We start from the raw sequence: 18383 nt of genomic DNA, 5'->3' as shown, positions 1-18383 counted from the left end.
AGGGATGGGCCGAAATGGATTATTTACCTATGTTTGCCAAGTTGGAAGGCCGCCCGGTACTGCTGGTGGGCGGGGGCGAGGTTGCCCTGCGCAAGGCGCGCCTGCTGCTGGCAGCCGGTGCCCGGCTGACCTTGGTCTCCCCGGAGCTTGAACCGGAATTTGCGGAATTCACCGGTCGTTTCACCCATCTGGCCGAGCGCTTCACTCCGGCCCATCTGGCAGGCCAGATTTTGGTAGTGGCGGCGACCGACAACCTCGAAGTCAACGCCCTCGTTTATCAAAGTGCCAACCAGCAGGGTCTGTTCGTCAACGTGGTGGATGACCCCAAACGCTCCAGCTTTATCTTCCCCTCGATCATCGATCGCTCGCCGCTGATGGTGGCGGTCTCCAGCGGTGGCAAGGCGCCGGTGCTGGTGCGCCTGTTGCGTGAGCGGCTGGAGAGCCTGCTGCCACGCCATCTTGGTGGGCTGACCGAGCTCTCCGGCCGGGTCCGTGATAAGGCCAAGCGGGTGCTCTCCTCGATTTCCGATCGCCGCCGCTTCTGGGAGCGCGCCTTTGCCTCCAACACCCTCGCCAGCCTGATTGAAAAAGAGGATTGGCAAGGAGCCGAGCAGTGGCTGAGCGATGGCCTCGATCAGGCGAAAAGCGAAGTGGGCGAAGTGGTCTTGGTCGGCGCGGGTCCCGGGGATCCGGGCCTCTTGACCCTCAAGGCGCTGCAACAAATTCAACAGGCTGAAGTGGTGCTCTACGACCAGCTGGTCTCCGCCGAGATCCTCGATCTGGTGCGCCGCGATGCCACTCTGGTGTCGGTCGGCAAGAAGGCGGGCGCCCACAGCGTGCCGCAGGAGGAGACCAATCGCCTGCTGGTGGAGTACGCCAAGGCGGGCAATCGGGTGGTGCGACTTAAAGGGGGCGATCCCTTCATGTTTGGCCGTGGTGGCGAGGAGCTGGAAGTGCTGGCCGATGAAGGCATCCCCTTCTCGGTGGTGCCCGGCATCACGGCTGCTGCCGGTGCTACCGCCTATGCCGGTATTCCGCTCACTCACCGTGATTACGCCCAGAGCGCCGTCTTTATTACCGGCCACTGCCAGATCGATGGCAAGGAGCCCGACTGGCAGCAGCTCGCCGCCACCAGTCAGACCCTGGTCATCTACATGGGGCTGATGCGCTCCGAGCATATCCAGCAGCAGCTGGTGGAACACGGCCGAAGCCAAGCCACCCCCATCGCCATCATCGAGCGCGGCACCACATCCCGTCAGCGGGTGCTGACCGGCACGCTGGCCGACTTGGCCGAGCTGGCCAAACAGGCGGTGAGCCCGTCGCTTATCGTCATCGGCGAAGTGGTTGCCCTGCGTGAGCGGCTCGCCTGGTTTGGAGAAAAGAGCGGAGAAAAAAGCGGCGAGCAGCAGCGCGCTAACCCGGATCTCGATGGCTGCGACCTCAAGCTGGTGCAGCTGGCCTGACCGAGAAAGAGATATTTGATGCGGCTGCTGGTGCGGCCGTGCACTGAACCACCCAGCGCCCCGAGCAGGCGCATAAGCAATGACCCGAGGACCAACATGGACCGTGAAAGATTGACGCACTTGCAGCAGCTGGAAGCCGAGAGCATCCATATCATCCGCGAGGTGGCTGCCGAATTTGAAAACCCGGTGATGATGTACTCCATCGGCAAGGACTCCTCCGTCATGCTGCATCTGGCCCGCAAGGCCTTCTATCCGGGCAAGATCCCGTTCCCCTTGCTCCACGTCGATACCGACTGGAAGTTCAAGGAGATGATCAAGTTCCGCGACGAGACCGCCAAAAAGTACGGGCTGGATCTGATCGTCCACAAGAACCCGGATGGCCTCGCCATGGGCATCAACCCCTTCGTGCACGGCAGCGGCAAGCACACCGACATCATGAAGACCGAGGGGCTCAAGCAGGCGCTCAACAAATACGGCTTCGACGCCGCCTTCGGTGGCGCCCGTCGCGACGAGGAGAAGTCCCGCGCCAAGGAGCGGGTCTACTCCTTCCGTGACAAGTCTCACCGCTGGGATCCGAAGAACCAGCGTCCGGAGCTGTGGCGGGTCTACAACAGCCAGGTCAACAAGGGGGAGAGCATCCGGGTGTTCCCGCTCTCCAACTGGACCGAGCTGGATATCTGGCAATACATCTATCTGGAAAAAATCGACATAGTGCCGCTCTACTTCGCCGCTTACCGTCCGGTGGTGGAGCGCAACGGCATCAAGATCATGGTGGATGACGATCGCATGCCGCTGACCGCCGAGGATGAGGTAAAGCAGGAGCTGGTGCGTTTCCGTACCCTCGGCTGCTATCCGCTGACCGGGGCCATCGAATCCGATGCCACCACCTTGCCGGAAATTATTGAAGAGATGCTGCTCACCACCTCGAGCGAGCGGCAAGGGCGGCTGATTGACCACGATCAGGCCGGCTCCATGGAGCAGAAGAAGCGTCAGGGATATTTCTAAGGAGTCGTCAGCATGAACAGCCATATTCAGACCGCCATCACCGAACAGGGCATCGAAGCCTATCTGCACGCCCAGCAGCACAAGAGTCTGCTGCGTTTTCTCACCTGCGGCAGCGTGGATGACGGCAAGAGCACCCTTATCGGTCGCCTGCTGCACGACTCCCAGCAGATTTATGAAGATCAGCTCAAAGCGCTGGAGTCCGACAGCCAGAAGCTCGGCACCACCGGCGAGAAGCTGGACCTGGCGCTGCTGGTTGACGGCCTGCAGGCGGAGCGCGAGCAGGGCATCACCATCGACGTGGCCTACCGCTATTTCTCCACCGCCAAGCGCAAATTTATCATTTCGGATACCCCGGGCCACGAGCAGTACACCCGCAATATGGCGACCGGCGCTTCCACCTGCGATCTGGCCATCATTCTGATCGACGCTCGCAAAGGGGTGCTGGATCAGACCCGCCGCCACAGCTTTATCGCGAGCCTGCTCGGCATCAAGCAGTTCGTGGTGGCGGTCAACAAGATGGATCTGGTGGAGTTCAGTCAGGAGGTGTTCGAGCGCATCAGCTCCGACTACCGCGAGTTTGCCAAGAAGCTCAGCGTCGACACCATCCATATCGTGCCGGTCTCGGCCCTGGACGGTGACAACGTGGTCAACCCGAGCGACAAGCTGGCCTGGTACGAAGGCGAAACCCTGCTTGCTCTGCTGGAGTCAGCGGAAGTGGAGCGCGAGCTGGAGCGCCATCCGGTGCGCCTGCCGGTGCAGTATGTGAATCGCCCCAACCTCGATTTTCGCGGCTTCGCGGGCACGCTCACCTCCGGCATTCTGCGGGTGGGCGACAAGCTGGCGGTGCTGCCGTCGGGCAAGGAGAGCACAGTGACCCGCATCGTCACCTTCGACGGGGATCTGGAGTACGCCCTGCCGGGTCAGGCCATCACAGTCACCTTCGCCGACGAGATCGACATCAGCCGCGGCGACCTGCTGGTGGATGCCGCCAAGCGGCCGCAAGTGACCCAGAATGTGCTGGCCCATATCGTCTGGATGGGGGAGGAGTCCCTGCAACCGTGCCGGGTCTACGACGTCAAACTGGCCACCAAGAAGAGTCGCGGTCAGGTGGAGGCCATCCGCCACCGCATCGAGATCAACAAGCTCGACGAGCTGCCCGCCAGCGAGCTCAAGCTCAACGAGATCGGCCTGTGCGAGCTGAGCCTCACCGATCCGGTGGCGTTCGACCCGTATCAGGAGATCCGCGATACCGGCAGTTTTATCCTGATCGACCGGCTGACCAACGTCACCGTCGGCGCCGGCATGATAGTAGAGGGCTTGGCGGCGAAAGCGGTAAAAGGGCACTACAGCGAGTTTGAAATCGAGCTCAATGCGCTGGTGCGCAAGCACTTCCCGCACTGGCAAGCCCTTGCCATCGGTAACGACACAAGCAAGGAGTAAGCCCATGACCTGGCAACAATTCCTGGTGCTGGGTCTGCTGGCTGCTCTCGTGGCCCTGCTGATCCAGGGCAAACTCCGCCCGGCGCTGCTCTTCTCGGGCGCCGTGCTCATCACCTACCTGAGCGGGCTGGCGGATATCAATGCCGTGGTGGCGGGCTACACCAACAGTGCCCTGCTGACGTTGGTGCTGTTGCTGCTGGTGTCGCTGGCGGTGGAGAAAACCCGCATCATGAGCTGGTTCGCCAATCTGGTGGGCACGGGTTCATTCAACAAGGTGCTGGTGAAGGTGTGGTTCTCCACCGCCTTCCTGTCTGCCTTCGTCAACAACACCGCCGTGGTGGCCTCCATGCTGGGAGCGGTCAAACGCAACCCCAACCATGCGCCATCGCGGCTGCTGCTGCCCATGTGCTTTGCGGCCACCTTTGGCGGGGTGCTGACCCTGATCGGCACCTCCACCAACCTTATCGTCAACAGCTTCCTCATCAAGATGGGGGCACCGCCGCTCGGCATGTTCGACTTCTTTATGGTGGGGGCGGGTACCCTGCTGACCGGTCTGGTGGCCGTGCTGCTGTTTGCCCGTCACCTGCCGGAGCAGGATACCGAGATGAGCCGCGAATCCGGCTACTTTCTCGAGGCCAAGGTGGGCGCCGGTTCACCGCTGGCGGGGCGCAGCGTCAAGGAGAACGGCCTGCGCAGCCTGAAAAGCCTCTATCTGGCGGAAATCATTCGCGGCGAGCAGGTGATCTGCCCGGTGCAGCCGGAACACGAGCTGCACGAAGGGGACGTACTGCTGTTTTGCGGCGATGTGGAGAGTGTCGGCGTATTGCAGGAGATGAAGGGGCTGGATCTCTACGGCCAGCACCGCCTCAACGGCCAGCATCTGGTGGAGGTGATCGTCAGCCACAGCTCGCGGCTGGTGGGTCAGACCATCAAGGATGCCGAATTTCGCACCCACTTCGATGCGGTGGTACTGGCGGTGCGCCGCGGCGAAACCCAGCTCACCGGCGGCCTCGGCCAGATTGAACTGCACGCTGGTGATACCCTGCTGCTGGCCCCTGGCCCCCAGTTTGCCCGCAACAAGTCGCTGGGGCGGGAGTTTGTGGTGGTGAGCGGGCTGGAAGCCTCCACCCGTCTCGATGGCAAGCGCAGCGCCGCCGTGGTGCTGGGTTTTCTCGGGGTGTTGGCGCTCTCTGTGTTTGATCTGGTGCCGCTGTTCAAGGGGTTGCTGCTGATGCTGGTGGCGCTGCTGCTCACCCGCATTCTGACCCTGGACGAGATCCGCCGCCGCTTCCCGCTGGATATCTGGCTGGTGGTGGGCGGGGCGCTCGCCATCGCCGATCAGCTGGAAAAGAGCGGGCTGGCCAAGCTTATCGCCGACTGGCTGATGGGGGAGTTCAACGGTGCCAGCCCCATCATCGCCTTTATCGGTATCTATGTGTTTACGCTGGTGCTGACCGAACTGATGAGCAACAACGCCGCCGCCGCGCTGGCCTTCCCCATGGGTTACCAGCTGGCGCTCAGCATGGATGTCTCGACCATGCCGTTTATTCTGGCGGTGCTGTTCGGGGCGAGTTCCAGCTTTATCCTGCCCTACGGCTACCAGACTAACCTGATGGTCTATGCCGCGGGCAACTACAAGATGCCGGACTACCTCAAGCTGGCCCTGCCGGTCTCGCTGGCCTATAGCCTCGGGGTGATTGTGATGGTGCCCCTGCTGTTTCCGTTTTAAGGCGTGAGCGCCAATCAAGGCGTGTTGGGTGAGCAATACCATGGCATCAGCACGTTGTCGGCTGATAGTCCGAGGCGGCTCCCCGTGGTGCCGGACAGTTTAAGTTTTGAGGCGTGAGCGCCAATCAAGGAGTGTTGGGTGAGCAATGCCATGGCATCAGCACGTTGTCGGCTGATAGTCCGAGGTGGCTCCCCGTGGTGCCGGACAGTTTAAGTTTTGAGGCGTGAGCGCCAATCAAGGAGTGTTGGATGAGCAATATCGTGTGGCACAAACATGCCGTCGACAAACAGAGCCGGGCCGAGCTTAAAGGGCAAAAACCGCTGGTGATCTGGTTTACCGGGCTGTCGGGGGCGGGCAAATCGACCCTGGCGGGGGCGCTGGAGCAGGCGCTGGCGGCACAAGGCAAGCACACCTATCTGCTGGATGGGGACAATGTGCGCCACGGCCTGTGCGGGGATCTCGGTTTCGATGATGCTGCGCGGCAGGAGAATATCCGCCGGGTCGGCGAAGTGGCGAAACTGATGGTGGATGCGGGCCTTATCGTGCTCACCGCCTTTATCTCGCCGTTCCGTGCTGAGCGGGCGCTGGTGCGCAGCCTCTTGGGCGAAGGTGAATTTGTCGAGGTATTTGTCGATGTGCCGCTCGCCGTCTGTGAAGAGCGCGACCCCAAGGGGCTCTATAAAAAAGCGCGGGCAGGGGAAATTCGTAACTTTACCGGAATCGACTCCGCCTACGAGGCCCCCGAGCAGCCGGAAATCCATCTGCTTAATGCCGGTAAACCGGTAGATACGCTGGTGGAGGAGTTGCTGACTGCGCTAAGGCAGGGGAATTATTTGTAGTGGTTGAGTTGTGCCATTTGATAAAGGGAGCTGGATTGTTATCTGGGCGCGGTTATTCGCGAATGTCCGAATACGCTGCGCTATTCGAACCTACGGGCTAACGCCAGATTAAGGTGTGAGCAACGCAATACTGATGCCACCGCATACCACCTTAAACACTAAAACCAACGCATAGTAAAAATGCCACAAGTTGCGAATCACTCTTGAACAGTTTGTTAAGCTTACATTTCGTATATGCTCAACCCCATAGCGGCTCCAAGAACATACCAAACATTTTGCCACTTAACTCTAACTAGATCAGAACCAATATACGATGTTTCGTTATTACCTCGTCGAAGTAACTTGCCATTTCCAATATAACTAAACTCTATATCTCCAAGTTTGTCTACGCTCATTTCATTAGGGAGCACACTCAATAATGGCGATACATAAACAGGATCATCAGCGACAACAAGAAACTCATCGAACAAATGAGCGAATCTAAGCATATGTTCTCCGAGTTCAAGACTATACCACTCCTCGGAGACCGTATTTATTCTTACTTCGCCCTTTTGATAATCAAGAGTTAAACCATTTAAATGCTCAATTTCATATCCATCTTCAGGAAGATGGAATATAAACGCAGTAATAAAGGACTATTCATGCAACCACTCGATGGCATGAGGAATCACTTGATCAATTGATGGTGATTTCAATGTTTTCTCGGGATTGATTTCTCTGAAAAAGTTAATGGCTTTCATACGTTCCTGGTAGAAAAACCTATAATCGATATACATTGCTCGATACTTAACTGGCTCTCGTTGCATTCTTTCACGGTATATTGTTCTAACTTCATCGACACAGCCTTTCGCGTCTCTATTAATCTCACGTGCCGTGAAACGAATAACTGTATAACCTGACCTTGTTAAATATCGTTGCCTTATTGCGTCTTTTTCCAATTGCTCTGGAGAAGAGTGATATGCGTGCCCATCCAACTCAATAATCAAACGCGCATCTCGAAGAATGAAATCCACCCTATATCTTGCATGCTTTTCTTTGTCGCCAAACCATTGCTCACTTTCAATTAAATCAGCAAGTTCATTTAGTTCTTTACTAAATTCAGCTTCAATGTGGGATTGACCACGATCTCTATACCAACTAGGAGCGTCTGCCGGTTGACCTGGATATTTCATTTTTCACCATAATATTTTTGTAAGCTTAACGCCGCGGTAAATGGTTCATTTAAGATGGCGGCTTTTTTGTTTCAAAAAAGGTGACAGCTTAAATAAATCCACTTTCATCGCCTTGTTAATAGGCTTTCTTATGCACGAACTTATAGCGCGTGACAATTACAAAAAACAAACCAACAATAAACAGAACAGCGCCTGGAGCTGCATCAGTGATTGTTGACTCTGCCCCGAATATTTTTGCTGTCCAGCTTGTTGAGCCAGCAACACCATTTAGAAATAACGCTATGCCACCCAATATACAAACTAAACCAAGTATTTGACCAATTACTGCGTATATTAGCTCAAACCTGGCTAGTGATAGCTGAATATTTGGGTCTGTCTCAGGATCAACAAAGGACTGGTTAACCACAAAGGTTCGCTTGCCTTTATCACCATTACTGCCATAAAATCTCCTTGCCAATTAAAAATTTATTATACGGAATGTTTCCACATAGATACATGCGGCTGTTCCACATATCCTGCCAATTTTTGTATCACATCAATGTAGTTATCCATACTTTCAATATGTTATATCAATGTTTCTTGCATTAATTGCAGGATAAATGGTCGTTTTCCTCTATATCCAATATGGGGTTCCACTAGCATCCATACTGTGTGCAAATACATCTAGTATGTTGGGCTAAAAATCGTAGGTTGGTGCTGAACGAAGTGAAGCCCAACGTTTACCGCGAACATATCTGCAAATTTGTTTTACCGAACGACCCAATCCATGTTTATCCTGCTCTGGTTGACGTGATAACGCTCGTCTGTTGGGCTTCGCTACGCTCTGCGCCAACCTACAAGAGCGAGGCTACCGAGTATAAATATCGGAACGCTCATTTATTTTACCTAGACGAACTAACCTGGAGGCAATGGAACCTTTTGTTCTTTTATGGATTCTTGATAATTCATCAACACCTAAGCCTGAATCAAAGCTATTTGCCAATAGCTCATCTTCGTCTGGCTTCCATGGCTTCCCAGCATTTTCTGGTAAATCAGATTTACGCTTTTCAGAAATGATTGATGCTTCGAGGCTCTGTTTTGCGATAAATAAAGCTCGAATGACTTTCGGCTGATTGAAGCAGCTTTCTTCAGATAACTCTTCACCGGTTTCAGGATTAACACCTTCTGACAATGCTGAGATGATTTCTAAAGCCTTAATGACATCCATATTTTTCCCTTTAACGCTGAAGAACTTGTCTGTTGGTCTTTGCTACGCGCTGTGCCAACTTACAAAAACCACGCTACCGCCCCTGAATTACAGCCTCCAGTCTGCTTTTTACCTGCCATATGGTGCTGGTCTGACTCATGGCTGACTCCAACTAGAGGTTGCCAAGCGGCTATGTTACCGAACGGGGCTGGGGTGAAAAGCGCAAGCGGGCCATTTCCTGAGCAAGATCAATAAATTAATCATTAATGGGTTTAAATGTGGTCACTCAACCGCTTGGGCCCATCAGCGCAGAGGGAAACCGGACAGTGAAGCGAGAGTGCCGCCATCTTGCTGGCGGGCATTAAAAAACCCTATGGGCCCAAAGGCCCATAGGGTTTTTCTGCGGTGATTGTTTGGGTAGTGGTTATCTGGCTTGGCGAACCGGCACGGCGCGGGTGGCGGCCACTTCGTAGCGGCTCTGGGTTGCCGGAGCCCCTTTCTGGAACTGGCGTACCAGCCGGTCGAGATCGCTTAACTGATTTACCAGCTGGGTGATGCCGTGCACGGCGTGCTGGCTGCCAACGCTGGAGTCATCGGCCAGGGTCTTGATGCTGAGCACGTTGCGGTTGATCTCGGCGGTAACGTGGAACTGCTCTTGCACCGCCTGGGCAATCTGGCCGCTGCCGGAGGCCACCTGCTGCAGCATATCGTTGATCTGCTGGAGAATAGTGCCGGTTGCCGAGGCTTTTTGCTGGCAGCTTTCGGAGAGTTGGCAGCCCTTCTCCATCGCCTGTTCTGCATCCCCGGCGCTGGTTTGCAGCTCGGTGATCATCTTCTGGATTTCACTGGTCGAGGATTGGGTCTTGATGGCGAGCGAGCGGATCTCGTCGGCGACCACCGAGAAGCCGCGGCCCGCTTCGCCAGCCCGTGCCGCTTCGATGGCAGCGTTGAGGGCCAGCAGGTTGGTCTGGTTGGCGATGTTGTTGATCACATCGAGGATGCCATCGATGTCGCGGCAGTGGCCGACCAGCGCACTGATCACGCTCTTGGAGGTGGTCAGCTCGCTGTTCATACCCGCCACGGCAGCCACGGTTTCGGCCACGCTGTGGTTGCCGCTCTTGAACAGGTCGGCGGTCTCGTCCAGCAGGCTGGAGGATTCGCTGGAGCTCTGTGAAACCTCGCGAATGGATTCCGACATCTCGGTCACGGCGGTCGCTACCTGATTGGTTTCGGCCTGCTGCTGTTGCAGGTTGTCGGTGATGGATTCGGCGTTGCGCAGATCCCCCTCGGCGGCCTGCAGGATCTTGCTGCAAGTCTGCTGGGTGCGGGCCAGCACGGCGTTGAACTCGGCCTGATTCATCACCATCGAGAGTTCGATGGCAGCGATGTTGTCCACCTTGTTGGTGTAGAGCAGCTGCATCAGCGGGTTGTCAAAGCGGCTGCGGGCCATCTTGTTGAGCTTGCCGAGGCGGCGGGAGAGGGCATTCAGGGTGATGGCCGCTATCGCCAGCGGCAGGGCGACCAGCGCCAGTTGCCAGTTCATGTCGTGGTTGTAGCCCAGCGCAAACATGGCGAGCAGGCTCAGCAGCAGGCAGAGGTTGATGGTCAGGGTATGGGAGAAGGTGGGCAACTTGAGCGCCAGCGGCAGCTTGTTGTTGCGAAGGTCGGCATAGACCTTCTCGGCCCGCTGTTTGATCTCCTCGCTCGGGGCGGTGCGCACCGACTGATACTCCACCACCCGGCCGCTGGCATCCTTGATGGGGGTGACAAAGGCGCTGACCCAGTAGTGATCGCCACTCTTGCAGCGGTTCTTCACCGGCCCCATCCAGCTCTTGCCTTCGCGGATATGGTTCCACAGATCGGCAAAGGCCTGCTTCGGCATGTCAGGATGACGTACCAGATTGTGGTGTTCCCCCACCAGATCGTCGAGCGAGAAGCCTGCTATCTCGCAGAACTCATCGTTGGCGTAGGTGATGCGGCTCTCCAGATCCGTGGTGGAGATGAGGCTCTGGTGGTCTGGATAGAGACGTTCTCTTTGGGTAACCGGTTGATTGATTCTCATGGCCTTACTCCCGAGCTGTGATGGTTAGATTTTGATCTGCATCAAGACATCTGCAAGGGGTGGGCCAGCTGGCAAAAGCTAATGATTGATATGTTATTAGTGCCGTTTTGGCAGGAAAAGAACGTTGCTGTTTGCAATATGCAACGGAGCAGACGGGTGTGCCTCTGCGGCATCTGCAATTTGCAACCTATTCTGGTCAAGCCCATAAGCTTGGAGCCAGCAGCTGGACGCGAAGGAGCCACGAACCGACGGGGCATCCGCTGCCCCGCCAGAGATCAGGGGAGAGGGTCGGGAGCGGGTGAGGAGGGGGCGCTGACGAGCTGCATCACTTCAATCTGGATCCCCTGCACCAGCACGGTTTTCAGATCCTGCAGGTACTCCTCCAGCGGCGACTCTTGCAGCAGTTGGGCGAGCTCGTTGCCCACCGGGGTAAGCCGGTAGTAGAGCAGGGTGATGTTGTTCTGCTTGCACTGCAGCCGCCAGCGCTGGTTGCCGAACTCCAGCTCGACCCCATCGGCGGGCAGCGGGCCGGACTCCAGCTCCGCGCGATGCAGCAGCCCGAGCTCAAACAGTTGCAGCAGGGCGTTGTAGGGCAGTCGGTATTTGCCAAGGCCGAGCCGCGTTGCTTTGGCGCGACTCAGCAGGGTGGCCCCCTTGTGCAGCCCCAGCAGCAGTCGCTGCTCGTCGCTGCCGGTGTAGTGGCAGGTCAGTGAACAGATGCGCTGGAACAGCTGGGCCTCGCGCTGGGTCATCTCTTTGAGGGTGGCGAGCGCGCGTATGGAGAAGCGGCCCGGCGTGGCGACTTCCAGCGCGAAGATCCGCCCCCACAGCTGCTGCATCGGCACCATGCTGATATCTTCCGCCAGTTGCAGGAAGCGGGTCAGCCAGTCGCTGTCCATCTCGCCGCCAGCTGCGGTCTCTTCGCAGTGGCGGGAGGCCATCACCATGATGGCTTCCAGATTGCGCTGGCGAGCAGCCTGATCTGCCAGATGGCGAAAGGTGGCGCGCTGTTCGAAGGTGCTGTCGGTGTTGCGGGTGAGCATGCCGTCGATGCCGCGACTGCGGGCCAGACGCAGGGTCTGCTCCTGGCTGCTCAGGATCGAACTCTCTTTTTTCGGGGGGGGGAGGTCTGCCATGCTGACTCCATTCGCACAGGTTCTGGAGCTGAATGTTACTCCAACCGGGATGCCAAGATAACAAAGCGGCCTCCGTGGAGGCCGCTTTTTTTGCAACGGGAGGATTACTCCTCGTAGACGCTCACCTCGACCGCTTCCATCGAATAGGAGGCGGTGGCCATCTCGTGGCTGGAGCTGACCGTGCGCATCTTGCCCTTCACCCATATGGCATCCCACAGATCATCCACCGGCGCACCCTTGGGGTAGCTCACATAGATCACCTGATTGGTGGGGGGCGGCGGCACATGGATACAGGCGCCGAAGTAGGGCACCAGCAGGAAGGCGGTGATCTTCTTGGCATCCCCTTCCAGCGGCACCACGAAGCCCGGAATGCGCACATCCTGGTTGTCCAGCTTCTTGTTCACCCCGCCCACCGGTTGCGGCACCGACATGGGATCTTCGTGATTGACCTGGGGCGGTGGCAGCAGTTTCTCCCCTTCCGGGATCAGTACATCCCAGTCGATGGTCTTGTAATCGGCGGCCAGGGCGGGCAGCACCAGCAGGCTGGCGAGCAGCGCCACAATTTTCCACTTCATCATCTGTCCTTCTGTTTCTATATTTGGGCGTCTCGCTAGACGCGAATGCTCATGCCATCGCTCAGGCTGTAGCGATAAGCGCGGGCAGCAGGGAGCAGGCCAATCACCATGCCTGCCAGCCAGACCACCCCCAGCAGTTGCCACTCGTAGGTGCTCGGCAGCCCCAGACTCAGTTGCAGGCCATAGTGGCTGAGCAGCCAGGGCGAGGCAAGCCCCTGCCCCAGATAGAGCACGGCGACCCCGAGAGCGATGCCGACCGTGGTCAGCGCCATGGCCTCCAGCGCCAGCAGCAGGAACAGGTGGGCAGGGCCCGCGCCGAGGGATCGCAAGATGGCGAGCTCGCGGCGCCGTTCGTTAAGCCCGGCGAGCAAGGTGGTCAGCATGCCGATCAGGCCCGCCACCACCACAAAACCGGCGATCACCGACAGCGCGGTTTCCGCCACGCTCATCAGGCTCCACAGCTCCTGCAGGGCGGCCCCCGGCAGGATCGCCATCAGCGGCTCCTTGGGATAGGTGTTGACGCTGCGCTGCAGCTGGAACGCCAGGATCCGGTTGCTCAGCCCCACCATAAAGGCGGTGATGGTTTTCGGGGTGAGATCCTGCGCCAGTGCCTGCTCCGGCGTCACGTTCTTGCTGTGGCGGCCGGTATCCCAACCAAGATGGATCGCCTCTATCCCCGCCAGCGGCACATGGATGGTGCGATCGATGGGAGTACCCGTCGGCGCCAGAATCCCCACCACCTTGAACGGCAGATTGTCGTGCTGGCTGAACGAGGTGTTGCCAGCGCCGTGGGCGATAACGATGGATTGGTCGAGATGATAGCCGAGCTTCTCAGCCACCTGGGCGCCGAGTACCGCTTCAAACGGCGTGTCGAATGGCCGCCCCTCGCGCAGTTGCAGCGACTGTTGCTGACCGTACTTCAGGTGGTTGAAGTAGTCGCCATTGGTGCCGAGCACCCGAAATCCCTTGTGGGAGTCGCCAAGGGAAAGCGGGATGGTCCAGGCGACGCCCGGTTTCTGTTTGATGGCCTGATAGGAGTCCCACCCCACGTTGTTGGTGGGGTTGCCGATGCGAAACACCGAGTAGAGCAGCAGGTTCACCTGGCCGGAGCGGGCGCCGACGATAAGATCGGTCCCCGAGACGGTGTTGGAGAAGCTTTCACGGGCCTGGGTGCGCACTCGCTCCACCCCGAGCAGCAGGGTGACGCTGATGGCGACGGCCAGCAGGGTGAGCCCGGCGGTGAGGCGGCGGGCCCAGAGACTTTGCAGGGCGAGCTTTAGCATGATGCCCTCCGGTTGAGCTGTTGCAGGTTTTCGACCCGCGGGAACAGAGGTTCGAGATAAGGGTCGTGACTGACGAAGATCAGGGTCGAGCCCTGCTTATCGCACTCCTCGAACAACAGCTTGATAAAGGCGGCCCGGTTGTCGGTGTCGAGTGCCGAGGTGGGCTCGTCGGCGATCACCAGTGGCGGCGAGCCGATCAGCGCCCGTGCGGCAGCAACCCGCTGCTGCTGGCCGATGCTGAGGGCGTGGACGGGGCGATGCAGCGCCTCGTCCGGCAGTTGCAGCTCCGCCAGCAGACGGCGCGCCTCCTGCTCCGGACTCCCTTGCAGGCGGGCCCGTTTGGCGGGCGAGAAGGTGAGGGCAGCAGTCACGTTGTCCTGCACCGAGAGAAAAGGCAGCAGATTGAACTGCTGGAAGATATAACCCAGATTGGCCGCCCGGAAGTGGTCACGGGCACGGCCAGAGAGCCGGGCCAATGGTTGGCCCAGCACCTCCAGGGTGCCGTGGTTGGCGGTCTGGATCCCGGCCAGCAACCCGAGCAGGGTCGACTTGCCGGAGCCCGACGGGCCCTTGATAAAGACCCGCTCACCCTCGCGGATGGTGAGGGCGGGCAGATCGAGTACAGCGTCGCCACCTGGCCAGGCAAAGGCCAGATCGCGGATCTCAACCACGGCTTTTTTCATGGCGTTACCAGCTCAGCTTGTTGGCGGACGGGGTCAGCTCGCCAGCGGTCTGGCCGGTAGGCAGAATGCCCTGCACGCTCAGCTTCTCAAGGCTCGGATAGACGCTGAACAGGGTCGCCTCAAGGCCGGTCAGTTTGGCTGGTGTAGCGCAGGTGTAGGTGTACATGGCGCCCATATCGGCGTGGCCCGCTTCGTCATGATCATGGTGGTTTTCATGTTTGTCGCTGGCAGCCTTGTCATGGTCATGGTCATGGTCATGGTCATGGTCATGCTCTTCTTTGGCGGCCTGCAGCTCCTGCTGGGTCAGTTTGCAGCCAGCGGCCGGGTCGAAGCGGAACAGGGCGTCAGGTTGCTGGAGGCGGGCGACCGCTTTGGCATACTGCGCCTTCTCTTCATCGCTCTTGGCTGCGTGCTCGAAGCCCACCAGATCGGCTGCGGGTGCCTGCAGCTCGATCATCAATTGGTCGCCATCGACCACCAGATTGAGGTGGCCGTGGCCATGCTCGTGGGCGCCGTGGCTGTGGCTCTCGTGTTCGTCGTGATTTGCGTGTGCGCCAAAGGCCGCTGCGGCCAGCAACAGAGTAATTGCTTTCATCTTTAATCCTTTTTCAAAACAAATAGCGAAATTAAACAAAGGGATAGAGAAAAGCAGAGGCGGGCGGCGCACGGATGGCATAGCTGTGAAGCGTGGCGGTATCCGCCGAGCGTTGCATGGTTGCAACAGCGGGCAAAACAGAGGTCGAACCGGGGAAACAATAGGGGGTAGCGGTGATGACCTGTTTGCCATCCAGATGGAGGGCGCAAACCAGGCAGTGATGGTCGTCGTGGCCGGGCAGGGCAGATTCAAACTGGTGCCGGGCAAGGGCAGGCTGCAGCCATAACCAGCCCAGCAGCAAGATCCAGATTTTCAGCTTGATACGACCCATAGACCCTTATGGAAAGGGCGCCATCAGCGCCCTTTCTCTCTGACTTAGAGATGGGACTTGATGAGCCCCATCACGGTAGCAATGTTGTTGGCATCGAGCTGGCCATCTTTGGCAAACAGCACCTTGCCCTCTTTATCCAGCAGGATGATCGCCGAGCTTTCCGGCGTCAGATCCCAGGCGTTGCGCGCCATGCCCTTGGCATCCAGCACCATGGCGGACCAGGGGAACTCTTTCTTGCTGTCCTCGGCACTGCTCTTCACGAAGCCGGAGGTGCCCCAGATGGCGTCATTGCTGTTGATGACGGTAACGGTCTGGTACTTATCTTGTGGCAGCTTGGCGGCCTTGATCGCCTCGATCATCGGGGCGTTCAGCTCCTTGGCACTGGAGCGACCGGCAATATGCTGGATCAGGAACACCTTGCCGGTGAGCGAGGTGCTCTGCCACGGCTGGTAGCCGATATCCTTGCCGTTCAGTACCAGCTCCCCCTTGTCACTGATATTGACCAGCGGCACCGGGTTGCCATCCTTGAAGTTGTGAGCAAAGACCAGAGATGGCAGCAGCGCCAAAGTAAGTACGAGATGTTTCATCCTGATGACACTCCATTTGTTATGTTATAACGAGTTTCGGATTGAGGGAATGGGCGAGCTTCATCCTAAACTGATCGGATCTGTTTAAAAAGTGTTAAATAAGATCGCAATTCAGAAGCGTCGGCGCCCCGCCAGTCAGGTGGTTGGCTGGCAAGGGCGGCTAGGATGGCATGACATCGATAAAAATCAATGAATTGGCTGCTGGTCTGAGCTGTCTGCGTCAGTAGAGCGACTCGCTGATGAGGGGGATCTTGGCCATGGTCATCTGCTGGGCCAGCAGGGACGAGCCAGTAAGCAGCACATGGCGCTGATTGTTGATCACCACCACATCACCGGGTACGCCACTGTCTGCCGTAATAGCCAGCCAGGCAGGGGAGACGCTGCCGATGCTGATATCCGGATAGATGATGCTGAGCACATATTGCGGCGCCAGCTCCGCCAGCAGGCTGGCCATCAGCAGCGCCTTCTCGTCGCTGTCGGCCTTGTTATCTTGCAGTGCCTGCAGCGGCGGCGCGAAGTGATCCAGCTGCTCCGGCTGGGTGGGGATGGCGTTCAGCCACTCCTGCAGTAGGCTGACGCTGGTGGCGAGATCCTTGGCGGCAAACTGCTGCGCCAGTGGCTTGAGGTGCCCTTTGAAGTGGTAGAAGAGCTGGGAGTAATCGGGTCGCACGCAAGGCAGTTTGCGATTGGCAGGATGGACGCAGGGGATCACCCTCATCTGGTAGAAGGCATCCTCCTGATACTGCTGGTAGGCTTGCCAGAACAGCATCGACTCCATGCTGTCGTCCCGCAGGGTGAAGGCCTGCTCCAGATTGCGAAATTTGGTAGCGGTCTCGGGGCTGCTCTGATTGATCAGGTTGATGCTGTTGTAGAGCCGCGGGCTGATGTAGGCGTAAAGGGTCTCCAGCGGATTGGTGAGAGAGGCCTTCAGCAGGCTCATCTCGTGGCGACTGGCGGCCATCACCTGATCGTCGGTGGTCAGCTGGAAGTGCTTGCGCTGGCCATCGGTGGATTGCCACTGCCAGCTCATGTTGATTTCGCTGGCGTTGCTTGTGGCGCCAAGGGTGGTGCAGAGAGTGAGGCTGAGCAACAGCGCGGGGGTCAGCTTCATGGTGGTGCTTCCTGCCGTGGACGATAATTAACAACTAGGTGAGTCGGCACCACTTTGGTGATGTTTCGTTTTGTGATCTGGATAACAGATTGATGTGACTTTTAATTTAATTGTGAAATTAAGTCACTCTGGAGGGGTTATGAAGCCTTGGATCATAGTGCTGTTTGGGCTGCTCAGCCTGCCAGCCATGGCGGGTCAGGTGATCGTCAACAAGGGGATGTCCATTGCGGATACCTTTGCCCTGCGTGATCAGCTGGCACGCGAGCACGAATGGCAGGAGTGGCTGCGCTACCAGCAGGCCATCAAGTGGCTGGAGGTGTTGCCGGTCAACTGCGAGCTGATGAGCCAGCCGGGCGGCGGCTATCGCTGTGGCGGTGAGTACTATCGGCCTTACCAGAAAGATGGCCGTGAAATATACATTCAGGGCAATCCTGCCGAAGATGCGGCCGGTCAGCTGCCGCAAACACCGACAAAAAAGGCGCCATAAGGCGCCTTTTTTACAAACCGAGTGATGCTTACTTGGCAGCGTAACGCTCGGCAGAGGTTTTGATCTCGGCTTCGGCCGCAGCCTTGTCGCCCCAGCCTTCCACCTTGACCCATTTGCCCGCTTCCAGCTCTTTGTAGCGCTCGAAGAAGTGCTGGATCTGGGCTTTCAGCAGTTCCGGCAGATCGTTCACATCCTGGATGTGGTCGTACTGCTTGGTCAGCTTGGAGTGCGGTACAGCAACGATCTTGGCATCTTCGCCAGATTCGTCGGTCATCTTCAGCACGCCAACCGGGCGGCAGCGAATGACGGAACCGGCCAGCAGCGGGTAGGGGGTCGGAACCAGTACGTCGACGGGGTCACCATCCAGAGAGAGAGTCGCGTTCACGTAGCCGTAGTTGCACGGATAGAACATCGGGGTAGACATGAAGCGATCGACGAAAATAGCACCGCTGTCCTTGTCGACTTCGTATTTGATCGGGTCGGCATTCTGCGGGATTTCGATGATGACATAGATATCGTCGGGCAGGCTCTTGCCAGCCGGTACCAGGTTCAGGCTCATGATAATTCCTTCGTTGTTAGTATCAGGTTTGCAGGCCGATATTATAGCGATGTGATGTTAAATGACCATATTTCAGCGGCTATCGCTAACAAAGAAGGGGGATGTTTCCTGTTTGCGGCGCGTTGATGTGTGCAGGATGC

20 protein-coding genes are annotated in these 18383 nt (G+C 57.8%); 6 read left to right on the top strand and 14 right to left on the bottom strand.

Annotated elements, in window-relative coordinates; genetic code table 11:
- The first annotated feature begins 14 nt into the window (after positions 1-14).
- The 5 genes from cysG (at position 15) to cysC (ending at position 6476) form a co-directional block, all read left to right on the top strand.
- Complete coding sequence (cysG, locus tag I6L34_RS07250) at positions 15-1463, top strand: siroheme synthase CysG (RefSeq protein ID WP_216956353.1); 1449 nt, start codon at positions 15-17, stop codon at positions 1461-1463.
- Between the two features lie 96 nt (positions 1464-1559).
- Positions 1560-2468, top strand: a complete 909-nt coding sequence (cysD, locus tag I6L34_RS07245; protein WP_201942886.1) for a sulfate adenylyltransferase subunit CysD — start codon at positions 1560-1562, stop codon at positions 2466-2468.
- A 12-nt stretch (positions 2469-2480) separates the two neighbouring features.
- Positions 2481-3908 (top strand): sulfate adenylyltransferase subunit CysN, encoded by a 1428-nt coding sequence (gene cysN, locus I6L34_RS07240; RefSeq protein WP_216956349.1) that lies wholly within the window; start codon positions 2481-2483, stop codon positions 3906-3908.
- 4 nt (positions 3909-3912) lie between these two features.
- Positions 3913-5637, top strand: coding sequence for an SLC13 family permease (locus I6L34_RS07235; RefSeq protein ID WP_005354701.1), 1725 nt, complete (start codon positions 3913-3915; stop codon positions 5635-5637).
- A 248-nt stretch (positions 5638-5885) separates the two neighbouring features.
- Positions 5886-6476 (top strand): adenylyl-sulfate kinase, encoded by a 591-nt coding sequence (cysC, locus tag I6L34_RS07230; RefSeq protein ID WP_216956345.1) that lies wholly within the window; start codon positions 5886-5888, stop codon positions 6474-6476.
- A 221-nt stretch (positions 6477-6697) separates the two neighbouring features.
- Here the strand turns inward: cysC and I6L34_RS07220 are convergent, their stop codons facing one another.
- From I6L34_RS07220 to I6L34_RS07160, 13 genes are all read right to left on the bottom strand, one after another.
- On the bottom strand, positions 6698-6964 hold the full coding sequence (locus I6L34_RS07220; RefSeq protein ID WP_216956974.1) for a hypothetical protein: 267 nt from the start codon (positions 6962-6964) through the stop codon (positions 6698-6700).
- Between the two features lie 147 nt (positions 6965-7111).
- The gene (locus I6L34_RS07215) at positions 7112-7648 is read right to left on the bottom strand and encodes an endonuclease domain-containing protein (protein ID WP_216956342.1); all 537 of its coding nucleotides are present in this window, start codon (positions 7646-7648) and stop codon (positions 7112-7114) included.
- Between the two features lie 115 nt (positions 7649-7763).
- Positions 7764-8105 (bottom strand): hypothetical protein, encoded by a 342-nt coding sequence (locus I6L34_RS07210; RefSeq protein WP_216956339.1) that lies wholly within the window; start codon positions 8103-8105, stop codon positions 7764-7766.
- Between the two features lie 390 nt (positions 8106-8495).
- Positions 8496-8855, bottom strand: coding sequence for a hypothetical protein (locus I6L34_RS07205; protein ID WP_216956337.1), 360 nt, complete (start codon positions 8853-8855; stop codon positions 8496-8498).
- A gap of 403 nt (positions 8856-9258) precedes the next feature.
- Positions 9259-10896 (bottom strand): PAS domain-containing methyl-accepting chemotaxis protein, encoded by a 1638-nt coding sequence (locus tag I6L34_RS07200; RefSeq protein WP_216956334.1) that lies wholly within the window; start codon positions 10894-10896, stop codon positions 9259-9261.
- A gap of 275 nt (positions 10897-11171) precedes the next feature.
- Positions 11172-12032, bottom strand: a complete 861-nt coding sequence (locus I6L34_RS07195) for a TIGR03899 family protein (protein ID WP_047439578.1) — start codon at positions 12030-12032, stop codon at positions 11172-11174.
- Between the two features lie 104 nt (positions 12033-12136).
- Positions 12137-12610, bottom strand: a complete 474-nt coding sequence (locus I6L34_RS07190; RefSeq protein WP_026034852.1) for a DUF3299 domain-containing protein — start codon at positions 12608-12610, stop codon at positions 12137-12139.
- Positions 12611-12642: 32 nt separating this feature from the next.
- The gene (locus I6L34_RS07185) at positions 12643-13890 is read right to left on the bottom strand and encodes an ABC transporter permease (RefSeq protein ID WP_216956331.1); all 1248 of its coding nucleotides are present in this window, start codon (positions 13888-13890) and stop codon (positions 12643-12645) included.
- A complete protein-coding gene (locus tag I6L34_RS07180) occupies positions 13884-14573 on the bottom strand; it encodes an ABC transporter ATP-binding protein (protein WP_005362918.1) in 690 nt (229 codons plus the stop codon). Before I6L34_RS07180 ends, I6L34_RS07185 begins: the two co-directional genes overlap by 7 nt.
- 4 nt (positions 14574-14577) lie before the next feature.
- The gene (locus I6L34_RS07175; RefSeq protein WP_216956327.1) at positions 14578-15168 is read right to left on the bottom strand and encodes a DUF2796 domain-containing protein; all 591 of its coding nucleotides are present in this window, start codon (positions 15166-15168) and stop codon (positions 14578-14580) included.
- A gap of 31 nt (positions 15169-15199) precedes the next feature.
- Positions 15200-15499 carry a DUF2607 family protein gene (locus I6L34_RS07170; protein ID WP_100645133.1) on the bottom strand — a complete coding sequence of 100 codons (300 nt, stop codon included), beginning with the start codon at positions 15497-15499 and terminating at the stop codon, positions 15200-15202.
- A gap of 44 nt (positions 15500-15543) precedes the next feature.
- A complete protein-coding gene (locus I6L34_RS07165) occupies positions 15544-16086 on the bottom strand; it encodes a YtfJ family protein (RefSeq protein WP_064335472.1) in 543 nt (180 codons plus the stop codon).
- 220 nt (positions 16087-16306) lie between these two features.
- A complete protein-coding gene (locus I6L34_RS07160) occupies positions 16307-17197 on the bottom strand; it encodes a hypothetical protein (protein WP_043821720.1) in 891 nt (296 codons plus the stop codon).
- A 139-nt stretch (positions 17198-17336) separates the two neighbouring features.
- Between I6L34_RS07160 and I6L34_RS07155 the strand changes: the two genes are divergently transcribed.
- The gene (locus I6L34_RS07155; RefSeq protein ID WP_216956323.1) at positions 17337-17684 is read left to right on the top strand and encodes a hypothetical protein; all 348 of its coding nucleotides are present in this window, start codon (positions 17337-17339) and stop codon (positions 17682-17684) included.
- Between the two features lie 28 nt (positions 17685-17712).
- Here I6L34_RS07155 and ppa read toward each other — a convergent pair whose 3' ends face one another.
- Positions 17713-18243, bottom strand: coding sequence for an inorganic diphosphatase (gene ppa, locus I6L34_RS07150; RefSeq protein WP_005335667.1), 531 nt, complete (start codon positions 18241-18243; stop codon positions 17713-17715).
- Positions 18244-18383 lie beyond the last annotated feature (140 nt).

Origin of the sequence: Aeromonas sp. FDAARGOS 1404, assembly GCF_019047085.1 — a bacterium.
Taxonomy (GTDB): Bacteria; Pseudomonadota; Gammaproteobacteria; order Enterobacterales; family Aeromonadaceae; genus Aeromonas; species Aeromonas veronii.
The sequence above is the reverse complement of the archived record's forward strand: the minus strand, read 5'-3'. Positions and strand labels throughout refer to the sequence as shown.

Coding starts and splice junctions, on each gene's coding strand:
- cysG (WP_216956353.1), top strand. CDS start 15: ATGGATTATTTACCTATGTTTGCCAAGTTGGAAGGCCGCCCGGTACTG.
- cysD (WP_201942886.1), top strand. CDS start 1,560: ATGGACCGTGAAAGATTGACGCACTTGCAGCAGCTGGAAGCCGAGAGC.
- cysN (WP_216956349.1), top strand. CDS start 2,481: ATGAACAGCCATATTCAGACCGCCATCACCGAACAGGGCATCGAAGCC.
- I6L34_RS07235 (WP_005354701.1), top strand. CDS start 3,913: ATGACCTGGCAACAATTCCTGGTGCTGGGTCTGCTGGCTGCTCTCGTG.
- cysC (WP_216956345.1), top strand. CDS start 5,886: ATGAGCAATATCGTGTGGCACAAACATGCCGTCGACAAACAGAGCCGG.
- I6L34_RS07220 (WP_216956974.1), bottom strand. CDS start 6,964: ATGCTTAGATTCGCTCATTTGTTCGATGAGTTTCTTGTTGTCGCTGAT.
- I6L34_RS07215 (WP_216956342.1), bottom strand. CDS start 7,648: ATGAAATATCCAGGTCAACCGGCAGACGCTCCTAGTTGGTATAGAGAT.
- I6L34_RS07205 (WP_216956337.1), bottom strand. CDS start 8,855: ATGGATGTCATTAAGGCTTTAGAAATCATCTCAGCATTGTCAGAAGGT.
- I6L34_RS07200 (WP_216956334.1), bottom strand. CDS start 10,896: ATGAGAATCAATCAACCGGTTACCCAAAGAGAACGTCTCTATCCAGAC.
- I6L34_RS07195 (WP_047439578.1), bottom strand. CDS start 12,032: ATGGCAGACCTCCCCCCCCCGAAAAAAGAGAGTTCGATCCTGAGCAGC.
- I6L34_RS07190 (WP_026034852.1), bottom strand. CDS start 12,610: ATGATGAAGTGGAAAATTGTGGCGCTGCTCGCCAGCCTGCTGGTGCTG.
- I6L34_RS07185 (WP_216956331.1), bottom strand. CDS start 13,890: ATGCTAAAGCTCGCCCTGCAAAGTCTCTGGGCCCGCCGCCTCACCGCC.
- I6L34_RS07180 (WP_005362918.1), bottom strand. CDS start 14,573: ATGAAAAAAGCCGTGGTTGAGATCCGCGATCTGGCCTTTGCCTGGCCA.
- I6L34_RS07175 (WP_216956327.1), bottom strand. CDS start 15,168: ATGAAAGCAATTACTCTGTTGCTGGCCGCAGCGGCCTTTGGCGCACAC.
- I6L34_RS07170 (WP_100645133.1), bottom strand. CDS start 15,499: ATGGGTCGTATCAAGCTGAAAATCTGGATCTTGCTGCTGGGCTGGTTA.
- I6L34_RS07165 (WP_064335472.1), bottom strand. CDS start 16,086: ATGAAACATCTCGTACTTACTTTGGCGCTGCTGCCATCTCTGGTCTTT.
- I6L34_RS07160 (WP_043821720.1), bottom strand. CDS start 17,197: ATGAAGCTGACCCCCGCGCTGTTGCTCAGCCTCACTCTCTGCACCACC.
- I6L34_RS07155 (WP_216956323.1), top strand. CDS start 17,337: ATGAAGCCTTGGATCATAGTGCTGTTTGGGCTGCTCAGCCTGCCAGCC.
- ppa (WP_005335667.1), bottom strand. CDS start 18,243: ATGAGCCTGAACCTGGTACCGGCTGGCAAGAGCCTGCCCGACGATATC.